This is a genomic window from Arcanobacterium urinimassiliense (assembly GCF_900119495.1).
Classification (GTDB): domain Bacteria; phylum Actinomycetota; class Actinomycetes; order Actinomycetales; family Actinomycetaceae; genus Arcanobacterium_A; species Arcanobacterium_A urinimassiliense.
This window is the reverse complement of the sequence record NZ_LT632435.1, coordinates 6,446-21,556: the sequence shown is the minus strand read 5'-3', so window position 1 is coordinate 21,556 and position 15,111 is coordinate 6,446. Positions and strand designations below refer to the sequence as shown.

At 47.5% G+C, this 15,111-nt stretch carries 12 protein-coding genes, 1 tRNA gene and 1 pseudogene; 13 read left to right on the top strand and 1 reads right to left on the bottom strand.

Annotated features, from left to right (window positions below):
- Positions 1-186: 186 nt before the first annotated feature.
- The 13 genes from BQ7117_RS00120 (at position 187) to BQ7117_RS00055 (ending at position 14,056) form a co-directional block, all read left to right on the top strand.
- Positions 187-1,320, top strand: coding sequence for a hypothetical protein (locus tag BQ7117_RS00120; RefSeq protein ID WP_073995656.1), 1,134 nt, complete (start codon positions 187-189; stop codon positions 1,318-1,320).
- A gap of 198 nt (positions 1,321-1,518) precedes the next feature.
- Positions 1,519-1,591, top strand: a tRNA-Ala gene (locus BQ7117_RS00115).
- 1,329 nt (positions 1,592-2,920) lie between these two features.
- Positions 2,921-4,519: an FTR1 family iron permease gene (locus BQ7117_RS00105; protein WP_237563017.1), complete on the top strand. Its 1,599-nt coding sequence runs from the start codon at positions 2,921-2,923 to the stop codon at positions 4,517-4,519.
- Between the two features lie 73 nt (positions 4,520-4,592).
- Positions 4,593-5,246 (top strand): iron transporter, encoded by a 654-nt coding sequence (locus BQ7117_RS00100; RefSeq protein ID WP_073995653.1) that lies wholly within the window; start codon positions 4,593-4,595, stop codon positions 5,244-5,246.
- Between the two features lie 123 nt (positions 5,247-5,369).
- Positions 5,370-6,632, top strand: coding sequence for a DUF2318 domain-containing protein (locus BQ7117_RS00095; protein WP_073995652.1), 1,263 nt, complete (start codon positions 5,370-5,372; stop codon positions 6,630-6,632).
- Between the two features lies 1 nt (position 6,633).
- Complete coding sequence (locus BQ7117_RS00090; RefSeq protein ID WP_073995651.1) at positions 6,634-7,908, top strand: ABC transporter permease; 1,275 nt, start codon at positions 6,634-6,636, stop codon at positions 7,906-7,908.
- Positions 7,909-7,910: 2 nt separating this feature from the next.
- A complete protein-coding gene (locus BQ7117_RS00085; protein ID WP_084789771.1) occupies positions 7,911-9,041 on the top strand; it encodes an ABC transporter permease in 1,131 nt (376 codons plus the stop codon).
- Complete coding sequence (locus tag BQ7117_RS00080; protein ID WP_073995650.1) at positions 9,041-9,754, top strand: ABC transporter ATP-binding protein; 714 nt, start codon at positions 9,041-9,043, stop codon at positions 9,752-9,754. The genes BQ7117_RS00085 and BQ7117_RS00080 overlap by 1 nt, the downstream gene beginning before the upstream one ends.
- A gap of 60 nt (positions 9,755-9,814) precedes the next feature.
- Complete coding sequence (locus tag BQ7117_RS00075) at positions 9,815-10,258, top strand: FMN-binding protein (RefSeq protein ID WP_073995649.1); 444 nt, start codon at positions 9,815-9,817, stop codon at positions 10,256-10,258.
- A 48-nt stretch (positions 10,259-10,306) separates the two neighbouring features.
- Positions 10,307-11,293, top strand: coding sequence for an FAD:protein FMN transferase (locus BQ7117_RS00070; RefSeq protein ID WP_073995648.1), 987 nt, complete (start codon positions 10,307-10,309; stop codon positions 11,291-11,293).
- 393 nt (positions 11,294-11,686) lie between these two features.
- Positions 11,687-12,094 (top strand): DUF4418 family protein, encoded by a 408-nt coding sequence (locus tag BQ7117_RS00065; protein ID WP_073995647.1) that lies wholly within the window; start codon positions 11,687-11,689, stop codon positions 12,092-12,094.
- Positions 12,095-12,138: 44 nt separating this feature from the next.
- Positions 12,139-13,359 carry an ABC transporter permease gene (locus BQ7117_RS00060; RefSeq protein WP_073995646.1) on the top strand — a complete coding sequence of 407 codons (1,221 nt, stop codon included), beginning with the start codon at positions 12,139-12,141 and terminating at the stop codon, positions 13,357-13,359.
- 10 nt (positions 13,360-13,369) lie between these two features.
- On the top strand, positions 13,370-14,056 hold the full coding sequence (locus BQ7117_RS00055) for an ABC transporter ATP-binding protein (protein ID WP_073995645.1): 687 nt from the start codon (positions 13,370-13,372) through the stop codon (positions 14,054-14,056).
- A 76-nt stretch (positions 14,057-14,132) separates the two neighbouring features.
- Here BQ7117_RS00055 and BQ7117_RS07510 read toward each other — a convergent pair.
- Positions 14,133-14,987: pseudogene (locus BQ7117_RS07510) on the bottom strand (transposase); the annotation flags it as partial.
- Between the last annotated feature and the right edge of the window lie 124 nt (positions 14,988-15,111).

The following is a 15,111-nucleotide window of genomic DNA, read 5'->3' as shown; positions in this document are numbered from 1 at the left end:
TATACTTTATTTCCTTAAATATTTTATCTTGCCATAAGCGAGTGTACCCGTCTGAAAATATATCTGCGGGAGTATTGTGAATAATGATAACGGAGTGACACTTTTCGTTCTTAGAATAAGGAAAAGCGAGCAACACACCGCCGCGGGAATACTGCGGAAAAGAGTAGAGTTTTATAGCGTAAAAGTATGGGTGGAGAAGGTTTAGCAATCGCAGTCGCAGTGGTGCTGATTCTTCTCTATCTGGCTCCGGCTCTGTGGCAGCGGCGCAGTGTGCTCAACGAAGTACACAGCGAAGAAAAGTATTCAGCGCAGTTGCGTTTGCTTCATACAGTGCCTACGGCGGCAGTAAATGAACGCCATGAATACGGAACTATTTTTATAAGGGAGCGCAAGGCAATGGCTGAAAAACCGGCACCACGGGAAAAAACCCGTGATTTACGTGCAGTAGCGCGCGGAAGAGCACGGGCTCGCGCGCGAATTGTGCGCCGTTCTGTATATAGAAGCCGAGCTATGCTAGGCGGGGCAGCTTTGCTAGGAATCACGCTTTTAGCGTGGGTTCTGCTGCTAGTATCGGTGCTTTCTTGGGCAGTGCCGGTTATATGCATTGTTTTGAGCTTGGGATATGGAGTTGCTCTGCGTCATTTCCAGCAAGTTTGGGGTCAGGAAACGCTAAAAGACCAAGAAATAATTGCGCGGAGTGACGAAATTTTGGGTGCGCACGGAGCACCGAAAGCGCGCGCGCAGCGTTCCCGCAGTATTGCACCGGCGCGCCGGAGAGTGCCGGCCGGGCAGAAGATGGCACGCATAGCGGAGGCGCGGGCGCAATTATCAGCATCTACTCTTTCGGAACAAGAAGTGGCGGAATCGGCATCGTTAGCTGGCGAAACTTTGCCGGCAGGTGTGGAAAGAACTACCGAAGCGAGCGCAAAAGCGGCTGCTCCTTCGCGTCAATATGCTTCCCGTTCTCGTTCGGAAAAGGCGGCGCGCACTGAATCAGGCAGCGCGGCGAAAGAACAGCTGGCTGCTTCATCTCGCTCTGCAGCAATCGCAAAGCCTAGCTATACCTTGAAAGGAAAGGGGCGTGCGCTCGGGCAGGTGGGAGAGCCGATACAGAAACGTACCGTAAAGCCCTATGAGCCGAGTCCGGTGGCAGAAGCGGCCGTCCCGTATCGTCCGCAGCGCCCAGGAGAGCGAATCGGCAATGCCGAAGTAGCGGCAGCGCATGCTGCACCGGAGATGAGCGGATCGGAAGAATCACGCCTAGATTTGCTGGGTAGTGGCAATACTCTTGACGATCTATTAGCTCGCCGGCGCGCCTAGTAATACTCGGTTAGTGTTAGCGGCCTTGGCTAGTATTTAGTAGTGTTTCAAGAAATTGCGAGCGAAGTGCACTAGGGAATTGCGAGAAAAATACAAGAGAAAATATAAGAGAAAAACGCGGTGCTGTGTGGTTTTTCTCGCCTCTTAATCCTGGAAGTAGTGCAGTGGAAAACTTCCGTGGTAGCATAAATAGGCATTGGGGCTATGGCGCAGTTGGTAGCGCGTCTCGTTCGCAATGAGAAGGTCAGGGGTTCGAATCCCCTTAGCTCCACTATGAGAAGTCCGAACGGTGAAAAAGCCTTCGGGCTTTTTCATTAGTAAGGACGACGAAATAGTGCGTAATCCCGGCAGGGATTACTAGTACCATTAGGACGCTCATTTTGCTACAAAGTGAGCGTCCTGTTTTTATGTTGTGCGGAGGGGCGGTTTGGCTTGTCAGCGCAGATTTCTGGGTTTCACTCGCGCGCTCGCTTGCCTCTGCTAGGGTCATCGAGACGACGTGCCTGAGGCTGATTTCAGCTAGTGGGTGCGTGCTTGGGCGGAGACGCTAAAAAGTGTTGCTGGCGCTAAAAAGTTTGTAGAGTGAACAGACTTCTTAGCTCCTTTTTCTATTTTCTACTGGTAGTCATGTGCGAGATCCGAGGCGTAGAGCATTTTAGCTTCCCCAGCTTGGCGGATGGCTTGGCGTACGTGTTCGCGTTTGAGATCCAGTACGCGCAGCTGGCCGTCTACTTCTGCGAGAGCTGGGAGGTTCGCTCACTATGGCTGCTCATGCTAATCGTTTGCCTGATCAAAGCGAAGCGAATCGTCTTGCATACATCTATGCAACGTGTCTAAGTAAAGGCTAAACCACATTCACTCGTCGCAGGTGAAGCGCGCTGGGATATCTGTGTCAGGGTCTATTCCTATATCTGTGCGGGGATGAAGTGTCCCGATTCCTGATTCCCAGCGCACTTCCCAAGCGGTGTCATGTATTTTTCCTGAGCCTTTGGCCGACCACGAATACGGCGTTTTGACGCCAAGATGAAAATTATTCGACACGGTATAGAATCGCCCAAATCTGTGATGCATCGAGCTATTCCCCCACGAATAGATAACTCGACAATTGGTAGCGCCTTGCTTAGAAGGAACTATGCCGTAACTATCCATGTTAATGACAGTCCCTGCAAAAGCTACTGTGCCTGTAAGAAACGCAACCATGAGAATTACTTTTACCCATCTCTTTTTAATGTCACTATTTGTTTGCTTCAGCGTAGCGATAAGCAAGATTAAAGCTAAAACTGACACAACTATGTAAATAGCGGCAGGAAGTAAAAGAATATTGACAGGTTTTCCTAACGATCCTTAAACTCCTGAGAATACCTCTTAGACATATCCCTAATCCTCTCAAAAACGAGTAGGAACAAACCCAGTACACTTCACTTTAGGTTAGCTCTCATTTGGAGTGTCCCTTTGAGAACTTGTTCTCAAAGATTCTATTTTCAACATGCCGGCCTTGCGTAATTGAAGTGGTAATGTATATGCTGATACCGGCTATTAGGTTAGGCTAACGAAAGCTGAAGGGTGTATGAGGGCGTTTTCACTTAACAGTGCATCGGGAGTGCGAATATCGAAGGTTTTAGCGATTTTCCTCTTTGTGGGAGTGTTCTTCGCTCTTTCTTCGTCTATTACGGCGAATGCACAAGAAGAAGATTGGCAGCCGGTAGTAACAAAAATGGAAGAGTGCCTGGAGGGTATTCCTGCCGAGTATGCTTCGGGAGATTCTAAGGCAGTGCAGAATTCCATCAGAAAAGCTTACTATGATATTTACCAGGTTTCCGGCCTTGAAGATCAAATTCGCCACAGGCTTGGGCGGGATAGGCAAGAAGACTTTGTTGCAGTTTTGCTAACCGTGCGCACGCTTTCCAATGCGGGAGCATCTCAAGACGAGGTTGAACAAGCGGTAAAAACTGCCATTGACCATCTAAATAAAGACGTTGCCGAACTTGCCACCACTAAGACTATTTCAGATCAGTGGACTAGGGTAGCCCAGGCAATCGTGGAAAATATTGACACCTCTGTTAAAGAGTACGGCGCGGGTGATGTGGATAAGGGCTACAAGCACGCTACCGCTGCCTACTTACAACACTATGAAGCCGAGGGGCTAGAGAAGGCAACAATCTCCTACATAGGGCAGGGGCGAGTTTCTGAAGTTGAAAAAGGATTCCGAGATCTGCGTCAGGGAATTCGTGGCGGATTGGCACACGATGAAGTTGTCAAGATAGCTGAAAACTTAAAGTCAATGGTGAATGAGGACGCCACTGAGCTGGACAAGCTGGCTGGTCTCAATGAGGGACTTGGGTGGAAGGGATTCTTTGCCTCGTTCCTAATTCTGCTGCGTGAGGGTGCTGAAGCCCTTCTAGTTGTGGCTGCTGTTATTACCTATGCCATGAAGGCAAAGCGTAAGGATCAGGTAGCTGGAATCATGGTTGGCGTGGTCGCAGCCATTGCCTTGTCGGTAATGCTAGCTATAGTGCTGGCTCGCCTCACATCAAATGTTTCAGGGTTGGCACAAGAGTTGATCGAGGGCTTTACCGGTATTGCTGCGGTGTTGATGCTCATATACGTTTCCAACTGGATCTTCTCCAAGTCTCACGGGGCCAAATGGGATGAGTACATGCGATCTGTTGCTGGATCTAAGACTCAGTCGGGTGGCATATTCGGACTAGCCTTGGTTGCGTTCCTGGCGGTGTTGCGTGAGGGTGCGGAAACCATATTGTTCTTCTCTCCTATACTCACCGCGGCGCGTTCCGGTTTGGATTACGCATTCATTTGGCTTGGGGTGGGAGCTGCACTAGTCATTTTGGTAATCCTATTCCTACTGGTGTGGGTATTTGGAGTTCGTCTACCAATCAGGAAGTTCTTCCGGTGGACTTCGGTTCTGTTGGGTATATTGGCAGTTACCATTGCGGGTGGTGCTGCTAAAGAGTTCCAGGATGCAACTTGGCTGCATGCAACTGAAGTTCCGGGCGTACCGGAAATAGCTGTGCTTGGCCTTTATCCAACTGTTCAGACTTTGGTGGCACAGGCAATTGTGGTTGTAATTCTCATAATTTTGGCTGTTGTGCAATATCGCATCAGCAAAAACACAAAACGGGAGAGCTGTGCTAGCGCAACAAATAATGAGCAGGGATCGGTGAAAGATACAACTTCTGTTTAGTTAGTAACGTTGCATCAGTTCTAAATATCTCCAGTTTTGGCGGGAAAATCCCGAAACACGAAAGGAAAAATAAATGAAGATAAAGAAAGCAATGGTTGCTCTTCTAGCGGCATGTGCGCTTACCTTCAGTCTTGCTGCTTGCTCGAATAATTCGGGTGACAAGCCCAAGGATGAAAAGGCTACTTCTGAGCAGAAGCCCGCCGACGAAAAGAAAGGCTCTGCTGAAAAAGGGCAGGCAGTAGGAATTAACGAAATTCCGGTTGGCGATTCAGGCCCGCAGACCAGTGGTCCGTTAACTGTTGATTTGGTTTACTTCCAGGCAATCGACATGGAGCAAGGCTCCGTGCTAGTACCGCCGGCTTCCGAATCTGACATGCACTTCGAAGTTGACGTTGCTACCAATGAGAAGGCTGATGAAATCGGTTATGAAGCCGATCAGTTCATGCCTTACTTGGATGTCAAAGTGAAAGTTTATGATCAGGACACGGGTGACTTGGTCAAGGATTTAGGGACGATGATGCCCATGGTGGCTTCTGACGGCCCGCACTACGGAAATAACATCAAGCTGAAACCGGGCAAGTACCGTGTTGAAGTTGAGATTCCTTCACCTGCTGACAAGTTCATGCTGCACACTGGAAAAGATACCTCCGCTGTTCACGGGCGTTTCTGGACCGAGCCACTGAAGTTCACTTTCGAAAACTGGAAGTGGGACGGCCAGCTGCTTTAAGCTAACCGCGTGTGAGAGCTCGGGGCATTGCCGCCGAGCTCTCACACTTATGTACAGTTTCATAATCGGTTATTTTGACTAAATAATTTAGTAGCTATTTTTAACTTTTATGCAGGGATTTACATGCTGGAATTGTTTATTGTTTCAATTCAAACGGCGCTTCCTTTGTGCCTAGCGGTGGGTATTTTGGTAGCCAGTCGAGCTCATGCACCTATGGAGCGACAAACGGTTGCCAAACTAACTTTTGCTTCAACCGCTATTGGCCTTTTGGGCGCGGGTGTTTTTACATGGTTGCGGTTGAACACCTCGCACGTTGATATTCCTGTTTTTACCGCCTGGGCGGGAATCGCGCTGTTTATTACCGTGTTCGCGTTTTTGGCAATGCTTTGGTTGTTTGGCGATAGGGATTTGCATGATATAAACCAGGGAATGCGCCACCGGGGGCTGACCATAACCGCGATATTGGCTATATGTACCTCTGCTCTTTATTATGCGGTTCCATATTTTTATTCCACCGATTCGATTGTGCACACGGGTGGATCAGTTTTTGAAACCGCTTCCCTTTTACGTTTGGCCGGGTTTTCTTTAGGAACAATTTTGGTGGTGGTTGCCTGTTGGGGATATGTCCAATGTGCGAAAAAAGTTCCTTGGTGGGTGCGCACCCTAGTCACTTCGGTAGTTTTCATGGCGATGATACTGCCTCGCATGATTTTACTGTATCAACAGTTCGCTACGAGGCGGATAGTGCCGTCTTTTGCCGGTCTATTTGACATAGTTTTGTGGATTCAACGCAACGAGGCGATGACTCAGCTGATACTAGTGTTTCTAATTGCTTTCCCTGGTTTTATCGCGCTGTGGACGCAGGTTAAAAAACCTCCACATAATCCTGCAGAGCGCCGTTTACAAAAAGCAGACACCATAAGCCGCCGTAAATTTTTTGGTTTATCTATGGTTCTTGCAATTGCGTTTGCCTGGTCGTTGACGGATGGAAAGATACGTTCAGAGTATGTTCCTGAACCAACAGATTTGGAAGCCACGACCTTGGAAGGCGATTTTGTATACGTGGATCGTCTGCTGGTTTCTGATGGTCACTTGCATCGTTTTGGGTACAAAACAGCAAACGGAGTGGAAGTTAGATTTTTGGTGGTGCGTAAAAATGGGGTCGCTTTTGGTGTAGGTTTAGATGCCTGTGAAATTTGCGGAGATGCCGGATATTACGAAGATAAGGGAAAAATAATTTGTTCTAAGTGTGACGTGATGATGAACGTGCAAACCATTGGATTCCCCGGCGGTTGCAACCCGATCCCAATCAAATATGAGGTGGAAGATACTCGCTTAAAGTTTTCCGTTGAAGAGTTAGAAAGCCACGAAAAGGTGTTTAGGTGATATGTTTTTCTGGATTATGATAGCCCGCGCGTTGCGTAGGCAAGCAGTTAAACGCCTGATGATAGCTGTGACAGTAATGTTGGGTGCTTCCCTTACCACATCGATGCTGGCGGTGATGCTTGATGTTGGAGATAAAGTGCAAGAAGAACTCAGCTCTTATGGTTCTAATTTGCAGGTTCTTCCCCAAGGTAGGGCAATGGCCGCGGATTTGTACAATATTGACTCTTCCGAGCAGGGTGGCGGCGCGTTGCGGGAAGATGAATTACCGAATATGAAAACTATATTTTGGACGTACAATATTGAAAACTTCACTCCCTATTTGGAAACAAAGCTTGAAGTAGACGGTAAGGATGAGCAGGTGCGGGGTACCTGGTTTGATAAAGAACTCGTCATTCCAACCGGAGAAAAGGTTATGACGGGTATGGACGGCATGCGGGAATGGTGGAAATGGGAAGGTACTTGGGGAAAGACGCCTAAAGAGGTAATAGTGGGTTCCCGTATTGCTGCAAAGAATGATTGGAAAGTTGACGATACTTTACAAATTCGTGATAAAAATGGTGATTTTACCGATGTGGTTATTTCCGGAATTTTTACGGGCGGAGATGCGGAAGATTCGCAAATATATGCAGATCTTGATCTGGTTCAACAGCTTACCGGGCGGGATAATGAGGTTGATCGGGTAGAGGTACGCGCAATTACTACGCCGGATAATGATCTGTCTCGTAAAGCTGCTGAAGATCCTACATTGCTCACTTTGGACGAGTGGGAAACATGGTATTGCACGGCCTATGTTTCCTCTATTGCCTATCAGATAGAGGAAGTTATGACCAACGCAGTGGCTAAGCCTGTACGTCAAGTTGCAGATACTGAGGGGGAGATCCTTAATAAAACTGAGCTTATTATGTCTTTTGTTGCCCTATTTGCAGTGATTGGATCGTCTTTAGGGATTGCGAATTTGGTGTTCGCTTCGGTTATGGAGCGTTCACGTGAAATTGGTTTAATGAAGGCTATAGGTGCACGAAACCGAGAAATTATTCGACTCATATTGACAGAGGTGCTGATCGTTGGGTTGTTTGGCGGAGTTGTTGGATTTGCTTTAGGTTTCGGATTGGCTCAACTAATCGGACACATTGTTTTTGGATCTGCTATCGCTATGCGGCCAATTGTGGCCCCTCTAATGACGTTAATTGTGTTTGTAACCGTACTTTTGGGATCTTTGCCTGCCATCCGTTCACTGGTACGTGTGCAGCCGGCCCAAGTGTTGCACGGGAGGTAAACGTGAAGAATAAGCATACTGCGATGTATTTGCGCATGATCTGGAAGGCATTTTTAAATCGGATTACCCGTGTTTTCATTGCCTCCCTGTCAATAGCGGTGGGGGGTACAACTTTGGCCGCATTGGGTTTGGTGGCCTTCACTGTTCCGGCCCAAATGAGTAAGGAGTTGCGTGCGTTCGGTGCTAATATGGTTATATTGCCTGACTCTTCAGATAACCTTACGGATGGCACATTGCAGGAAACTGATTCCATAGTTGGCAATAGCGTACTTAAACGCGCCGGATACCAGTATGGAAACCTACTATACAATCAGCAGCCATTGCAGGTAATGGCAACAGATTTGGACGCTGTGCAAGGTGTACGCCCATATTGGAACTTAGATGGGAAAATGCCTGCGAATGATGATGAATTCTTGGTGGGCGCAGATGTGGCTACGCGTTATCGTTTCTCAATTGGGGATGAGGTTGGTCTGATGCAACCCACGTCTGAAAATGCGGTCTCTAAACAGATGAAAGTTTCTGGAATCATTCACACCGGAGGGCCGGAAGACGAGCAAATAGTAATGAGCACTAAAACATTAAGTGAATTTTTAGGAGATCGTGGTTATGACATCATAGAGTACTCAATAGATGCAGACTCTAAAGTGATTGCGCAATACGCCAAACAAATAAACACTAAAGTAAAAAATGCTGACGCTCAAGTAGTGCGCCGTATTTCAGAGGCGGAAACCGGAATCACCGCCACTTTGCGTACCTTAATTTGGATAGTTTCGGCAATAATATCGCTGCTCACCTTGATAGCGGTTTCCACAACTCTTAATTCGATAATTTCTGAACGCTCCAAGGAAATCGGATTGAAGAAGGCTCTTGGTGCACTGCCCGGTGATGTTATGCGCGAATTCGTAGGAGAATCGCTGATGCTGGGGGTATTTGGAGGGATGTTAGGTGCAGCTACAGGGGTGTGGATCGCAGCGGAAATATCACTCCGTGTGTTTGCCATACACTTGAATATAAATTGGTGGGTCGTGCCAATAACACTCATATTTTCAATAGTCATAGCGATGCTGGGCTGTTTGATGCCAGCACGCAGGATCACCAAAATAGATCCTTCACAAGTTCTAGGGGGAGAATAATGCCCGCAGATTCTATATATTCAGTACGCTCGGCTAGTCGGCACTACGGCGATCTTGCCGCACTCGACAACGTGAGCTTGGAAATTCCGCGTGGTCAATGGCTTTCCATAGTGGGCCCATCTGGTTCGGGGAAATCGACCCTGATGAATATTTTGGGTTGTTTGGATTCACCCACTTCGGGTGAGGTTCTTTTAGAAGGCGACCGCCTAGATAAAATGGGCGAGGTGGAGCTGGCAGATGTACGCCGTCATAAAATCGGCCTAGTGTTCCAACAGTTCCACCTGGTTAAACACCTAACCGCTGTGGAAAACGTGATGTTGGCGCAGTACTATCATTCGGTTCCTGATGAGCAGGAAGCACTTGAAGCACTGGAACAGGTGGGGATGAAAGACAGAGCTACGCATCTACCTCATGAACTTTCTGGAGGGGAACAACAGCGTGTTTGTGTGGCCAGAGCTTTAATAAATCGTCCGGCCGTGATACTCGCTGATGAACCCACCGGAAATTTAGATGAGACTAATGAAAAAATAGTTATCGATTTCTTTCATCGCCTGCATGAAGAGGGAACAACTTTGGTAGTGGTAACGCATGACGCCGAAGTGGCTGCACAAGGGCAGCGGCAAATAATTTTAGAGCACGGGCGAATTGCCCGAGAGGTTACCGATCTGACCGATGCTCCTGTAAAAGGATTACGTTTCGATGAAACTTCTTAACAGGAGCCGAATAAGCGCAAAATACCAAATATTTAAAAGTTAGAAAACTTGGAGGGCCTTATGGGAAGTTCCCGATTGTTAGCTATGGCAGCGATTGTGGGAGTTGCAGTACTTGGCGGGTGCTCTGCCGATGTGCCGGCTGTAAACACTTTGCCAGATGGGGAATATGAAGGAGTTTCACAAAAAGAATATGATGGTTCTTACGGCACAGTGAATTTCACAATTAGTGGAGGAAAAGTCACTAAGGCAAGCTTTTTAGTAAAGGATGCTGATGGTACGCCCCATGATGAAAATTATGGTTTGGGAGCCGATGGCAAACCACATGATTCGGTTTTTTATCAAAGAGCGCAAGACGCGATAAAGTACGAACATAGCTATGTGCAAGAGTTCCAGGAGACGTCGGATCAAAATCAGGTTAAGCGCATCGCTGGTGGATCTGTTTCACACAGATTATTCATGCAGGCGGTTGAAGACGCCGTGGCTAACGCCGGCGCCGAAAAGTAAGACGCGGTAATCTGAGTGATCGGGCAGGGTTCATGTAGCTTTTCCGCTATGGGTACGCTGGTGTACGCCACTTGGGAACCGGCGGGGAATGTTGAAGAAATTCAGCGTCTTATTCGTCAACGAGTTAGGGAACTAGAAAATAGGCTTAGCATATTTAAGCAAACTTCGCAGGTGGTTGCACTTAGCCGTATTTTAGATGCAGGTTCGGAAGATATTTTGAAAAAATTCAGAAGCTCCATCTTGCATTCTTCCAAAATTTACACCTTGGCAGGGAGCGTGGAAGTTGGTTTGGAAAATCATGATGCTGGAGCTGAATTACTTTTCCGATTGGAAGACATATTGCAAGCAAATCGGTTTTCTTCCGATCTGGCACGAGTTATGGAAGCAGCCGTAAAATTCGCGAATTTGACTCAAGGCGCGTTTTACCCGTTTTTGGGCCGTCAAATGCATGATTTGAAAAAATTGGTGGCTGAAAGGGCGGATAGAGAATTTGAGCTTGGTGATTCCATAATTGATTTTGGAGGTATCGCCAAGGGGTATGCGGCAGATCAGGTGCGTGATTTGGTAGTTTCTAAGGGTGGAAAAAATGTGGTGGTGTCATTTGGTTCCTCCTCTATTTCGATTGCGGGTGACCCAGTAGGCGTTGGCCTGCAAAGCCCTTGGGAGGGATTGGAAGAGTTTGGGCACTTGTTGCTTACTCATCCGGCGCTTTCTGTTAGTGCTGATACGGCTACGCGAATAGGTTCGGGTAATCGCGTTAGCCATGTTTTAGATCCAAGTACTGGAAAGCCGGCATTTACGGACCTTGCTGCCGTTTTAGTTTGTGCGGCTGATGGTATGGAGTGTGAGGCTTGGGCAACCGCGTTCTTAGTGTTGGGTTTGGAAAGAGCTATGGATTTGGATGCGGCTCAACAGCACATAGACACGGTTTTTTTCACGGTAGATGGCCGGGTGCTAGCTAGTCCTAATTTGCAGATTACTGCTCATCCGGGAGTGCAGCAGTGGCTGGAAGCACAGCGAGTTAGGACTCAATAAAAAGCTTTAAGTTTTGGGTGTAATGCTGATTTAAAACACTGTTAAATAAAGCGGTATTAAATAGGCTGGCATATTTCGAATTTGCACCGCACGATCCTTAAACTCCTGAGAATACCTCTTAGACATATCCCTAATCCTCTCAAAAACGAGTAGGAACAAAACCCAGGACGCTTCAAAGTGAAAAGCGTAACTAGTTGGGGTTTGAACTGGTGTGTGATGTGTTTATTTGCAGGGGAAAGCTATTTTTATGATCATTTAGATTCGTGCAAAATACCACAAAGGTACCGGTAAGGCTTACCTAACTTGATATCATGGCTTTGGCGTCGCGACGGATAAAGCCTTAGACTCGCACAACGCGTTTCTAATCGACACTGAAGTAGAAGTAAGAGACACATGAAAAACAAATATATCGCTGGAATCCCAGCAGTTCTTTTTGGGGCGTTGATAGCAATAGCGCCTATGACATTCGCTCAGCCTTGTCCAATTCATGGTGACCATCCGATGATGGCTTGTCACTGGAGCGCTAAAGCCTCGCTCGGTATTGGCGCTATGATAGCCGTACTGGGTCTTATTAACTTCTTAGTAAAGGCTCCAACACGCATTGGCCTAAATATCTCAGTAGCAGCCGCTGCGGTATTGGAAATATTAGTGGTTACGGTGCTCATAGGCGTATGTGGTATGCCAACCATGCATTGCAGGCAGGTAATGTTGCCAACTCTCGTAATAATGAGCGTTTTGACATTGCTGTGTGCGCTTGTGGCTATATGGTTTGATTGCCGTAGCGAAAAGATCGCGAAATAAAAGTGTGTAAACACTGTAAATAGACACTCAAGAAGGGTTGTTCCATGGCAGGAAAAAGTTCGTCGGTAGGCGTCGGGCTACGAAAGCTTCCAAAGGAAAATCTTAAATATTACTCGGGACGCACGTTAGGGCTTTCAATCACAGTAATTGTTTTAAGTGTTATTTTTTTCTCCGGTACTTTCATGTCATTAGCTCTTAGCCGAGGGTTTTCTGCTATGGAGCAACGCATGGGGGCTGATCTGATTGTGTTTCCAAACGAACACCAGCAGGCAGCCGAAAGCTTTCTACTTGGTAAATCCAAAGAAAAATTTTATTTTAACGATGACTCTATATTGGAAGAGGTGCGTAAGGTAGAGGGAGTTAGTGCTGCAACCCCTGAAACCTACTTGACCTCACTTGATGCTGGCTGTTGCGCGGTGGACGTACAGATCATTGGATTCAACCCAAAAACCGACTTTGTAGTACAACCGTGGATAGCCACTGAATATGCTGGTGAGCTTAAAGATGACGAAGTTATAATAGGCGCTGACGTGTTTGCTGACCCAAATGGGCAGGTGCGTCTTTTTAATGAGTATTGGCATGTTGCTGCTAAGTTAGCGCGCACAGGAACTTCGTATGACACCGTTGTGTTCGTAAACCAAAACACAGTGGAGAAAATGTTTAAATATTCTTCACAAGTGGAATATATTCACAACCCTCCAAACGGTAGAGCAATTTCGTCTATCTTGGTAAAAGTTGATCCGAACTATCCGGCAGAAGCCGTAGGGGATGCTTTGGCCAATAAAATGCAACATGTGGGTGTAGTTTCCTCTGCGGGAATGGCATCGCAGGTAAAGGCTAATGCAATAACTATAATCGGTTACATTTGGTTGATAGTTGCAATGTTTTGGTTGGTTGGCCTGATAGTTTTGGTAGCAGTTGTGGCCACATCCGTAGGTGAACGTAAAAAGGAATTGGCATCATTACGAATAATGGGAGCGACCCGTAAGAGCCTCATGTTTATGCTAGGTAAAGAGTGCTTGTTCATCGGCTTGGGTGGTGGATTGATTGGTGGCGTATTAGGGGCGATAATAATGTATCCCTTTGCCAATCTTATACGTGCCAAGTTGGAGCTTCCCTATCTTGATATAAGTTTTGCAACAGCGTCTGTAGTAGTTGCTTGCTGTGTAATCGGAGCCCTGCTCATTTCTATACTTGCAGCGATAATAGCTGCTGGTAAAACCTTGAAAAATGAGACTTATTTGACTTTGCGTGAGGCAAGGTAAGGGAGGGATAATGGCGAATTCTATTGTTGTGCAAGCCAGTGGATTAACCCGTGAGTTTTACCGGCGTGGAAGCTATTTTAACGCTGTGGAAGAGGCAAATTTACAGGTTAGTGGCGGGCAGTTGGTGATAATTCAGGGCAGATCCGGTAATGGGAAGAGCACCTTGCTTAATATGCTTGCTGGATTGTTGCAACCAACTAGAGGGCAGGTGCGCATATGCGGCCAGCTTTTAGCTGACTTGGATGATTCTGAGCTTTCGACTTTGCGTGGCAGCAGCATTGGATATGCTACGCAGCAGGAAACGCTTATCGCTAGTCTTAACGTTCGTGAAAATATTTTGTTACCGGCGATGATCGCTAAAGAACGGGGTATAGAAAAACCTTACGACGTCAATGCGCGGGCTGAATCATTAATGAAAGCTTTGCAAATTGAGGGCCTAAGTGAGGTTTACCCGCGGGAACTATCTGGGGGTGAGACGCGCCGTGTAATAATAGCGCGCACATTGATAAACATCCCTGAGGTGGTCATAGCAGACGAGCCCACGGGAGATTTAGATGAGGAGTCTACCGGACTGGTAATGAGTTTGTTGCGATCAGCTGCTGATGACGGTGCCGCGGTGATAGTGGTTACACACGATTCGGATACATCTAGCTTTGCCGATCAGATACACACGATAACCAAAGGCGTGCTTAATTAGAATCTAAATCCGACGCGTCTAGTGTGCCCTGAATTGCACTGTACGTATCCTGCGCTTTCGATTGGAATAATTGCAACCTTGCTCGGTGTCTGGCTCGTTTGTCTTCGATATTTGTTATCGCTAGCCATATGAGTTTGACAGCGGCTGCATCGGAGGGGAAATGACCTCTGGTTTTGATGATTTTACGTAGCTGGTAATTCAGTGACTCGATACTGTTGGTGGTGTAGATTGCTTTACGGGTAGCCGGGCCGAAAGCAAGGAACGGGATGAACCTGTCCCAGGCTCGTTGCCAAGCCGCTAGTGTGGCCGGATATTTTTGGCCCCACTGGCTTTTCTCGAAGACATCCAACGCCTCCAGCGCGCTGTCTTCGTTAACCGCTGTGTAGATAGGCCTTGGAGCCGCCGCGATAGCCTCGGGGAAACCAGTTAGCCCGTCGCAGGCGACTATTAACACATCTTTGACGCCACGGTTGGCCAGTTCAGCGCACACACCAGCCCAAAATTTAGCGCCCTCGGCTGCTTGCACCCAAATGCCAAGCACGTGCTTTATGCCATCAAGACCCGCCAAGCGCCGCTGACCCGGCGGCAACAGACACGATTTGAAGCTGCCAGCCCGATCCCTTGGCTGATCAATCTTAACCGGGCCAACCTCCGGTATGAACCGTTTTAGCCGTGGTGCCATTACGCGAATTACCGCTACCATACCCGGTCCGATCATGCTTGTCGTAACCCAGATGATCCCTCAGCTCAGCCTTCATACCGCGTTCAAGAACAGCTTTAATCAACTCCGGTAAAACCCGCCTTCACCAGTCAACTCCACGCCACGCTCACCAGAACACGCCACCAAGCGATCAAGTAAATCATCATCAATAAACTCACGGCGCAATGCGCCAGCAGCAGATTCCTCAGCAGGAACATCCATCATAGTCATAGCAAATCCTCATTTTTTTACTGAACCGACCATTTACACCACTAGGACGCTCATTTTGATACAAAGTGGGCGTCTTTTTATTTTTTATGGGGTTGTTTTGGCTTGCCAGAGGCGGTTTCTTGGG

Excerpts from the sequence above, each read along its gene's own strand:
- BQ7117_RS00120 (WP_073995656.1), top strand. The coding sequence starts at position 187 with ATGGGTGGAGAAGGTTTAGCAATCGCAGTCGCAGTGGTGCTGATTCTT.
- BQ7117_RS00100 (WP_073995653.1), top strand. The coding sequence starts at position 4,593 with ATGAAGATAAAGAAAGCAATGGTTGCTCTTCTAGCGGCATGTGCGCTT.
- BQ7117_RS00095 (WP_073995652.1), top strand. The coding sequence starts at position 5,370 with ATGCTGGAATTGTTTATTGTTTCAATTCAAACGGCGCTTCCTTTGTGC.
- BQ7117_RS00090 (WP_073995651.1), top strand. The coding sequence starts at position 6,634 with ATGTTTTTCTGGATTATGATAGCCCGCGCGTTGCGTAGGCAAGCAGTT.
- BQ7117_RS00080 (WP_073995650.1), top strand. The coding sequence starts at position 9,041 with ATGCCCGCAGATTCTATATATTCAGTACGCTCGGCTAGTCGGCACTAC.
- BQ7117_RS00075 (WP_073995649.1), top strand. The coding sequence starts at position 9,815 with ATGGGAAGTTCCCGATTGTTAGCTATGGCAGCGATTGTGGGAGTTGCA.
- BQ7117_RS00070 (WP_073995648.1), top strand. The coding sequence starts at position 10,307 with ATGGGTACGCTGGTGTACGCCACTTGGGAACCGGCGGGGAATGTTGAA.
- BQ7117_RS00065 (WP_073995647.1), top strand. The coding sequence starts at position 11,687 with ATGAAAAACAAATATATCGCTGGAATCCCAGCAGTTCTTTTTGGGGCG.
- BQ7117_RS00060 (WP_073995646.1), top strand. The coding sequence starts at position 12,139 with ATGGCAGGAAAAAGTTCGTCGGTAGGCGTCGGGCTACGAAAGCTTCCA.
- BQ7117_RS00055 (WP_073995645.1), top strand. The coding sequence starts at position 13,370 with ATGGCGAATTCTATTGTTGTGCAAGCCAGTGGATTAACCCGTGAGTTT.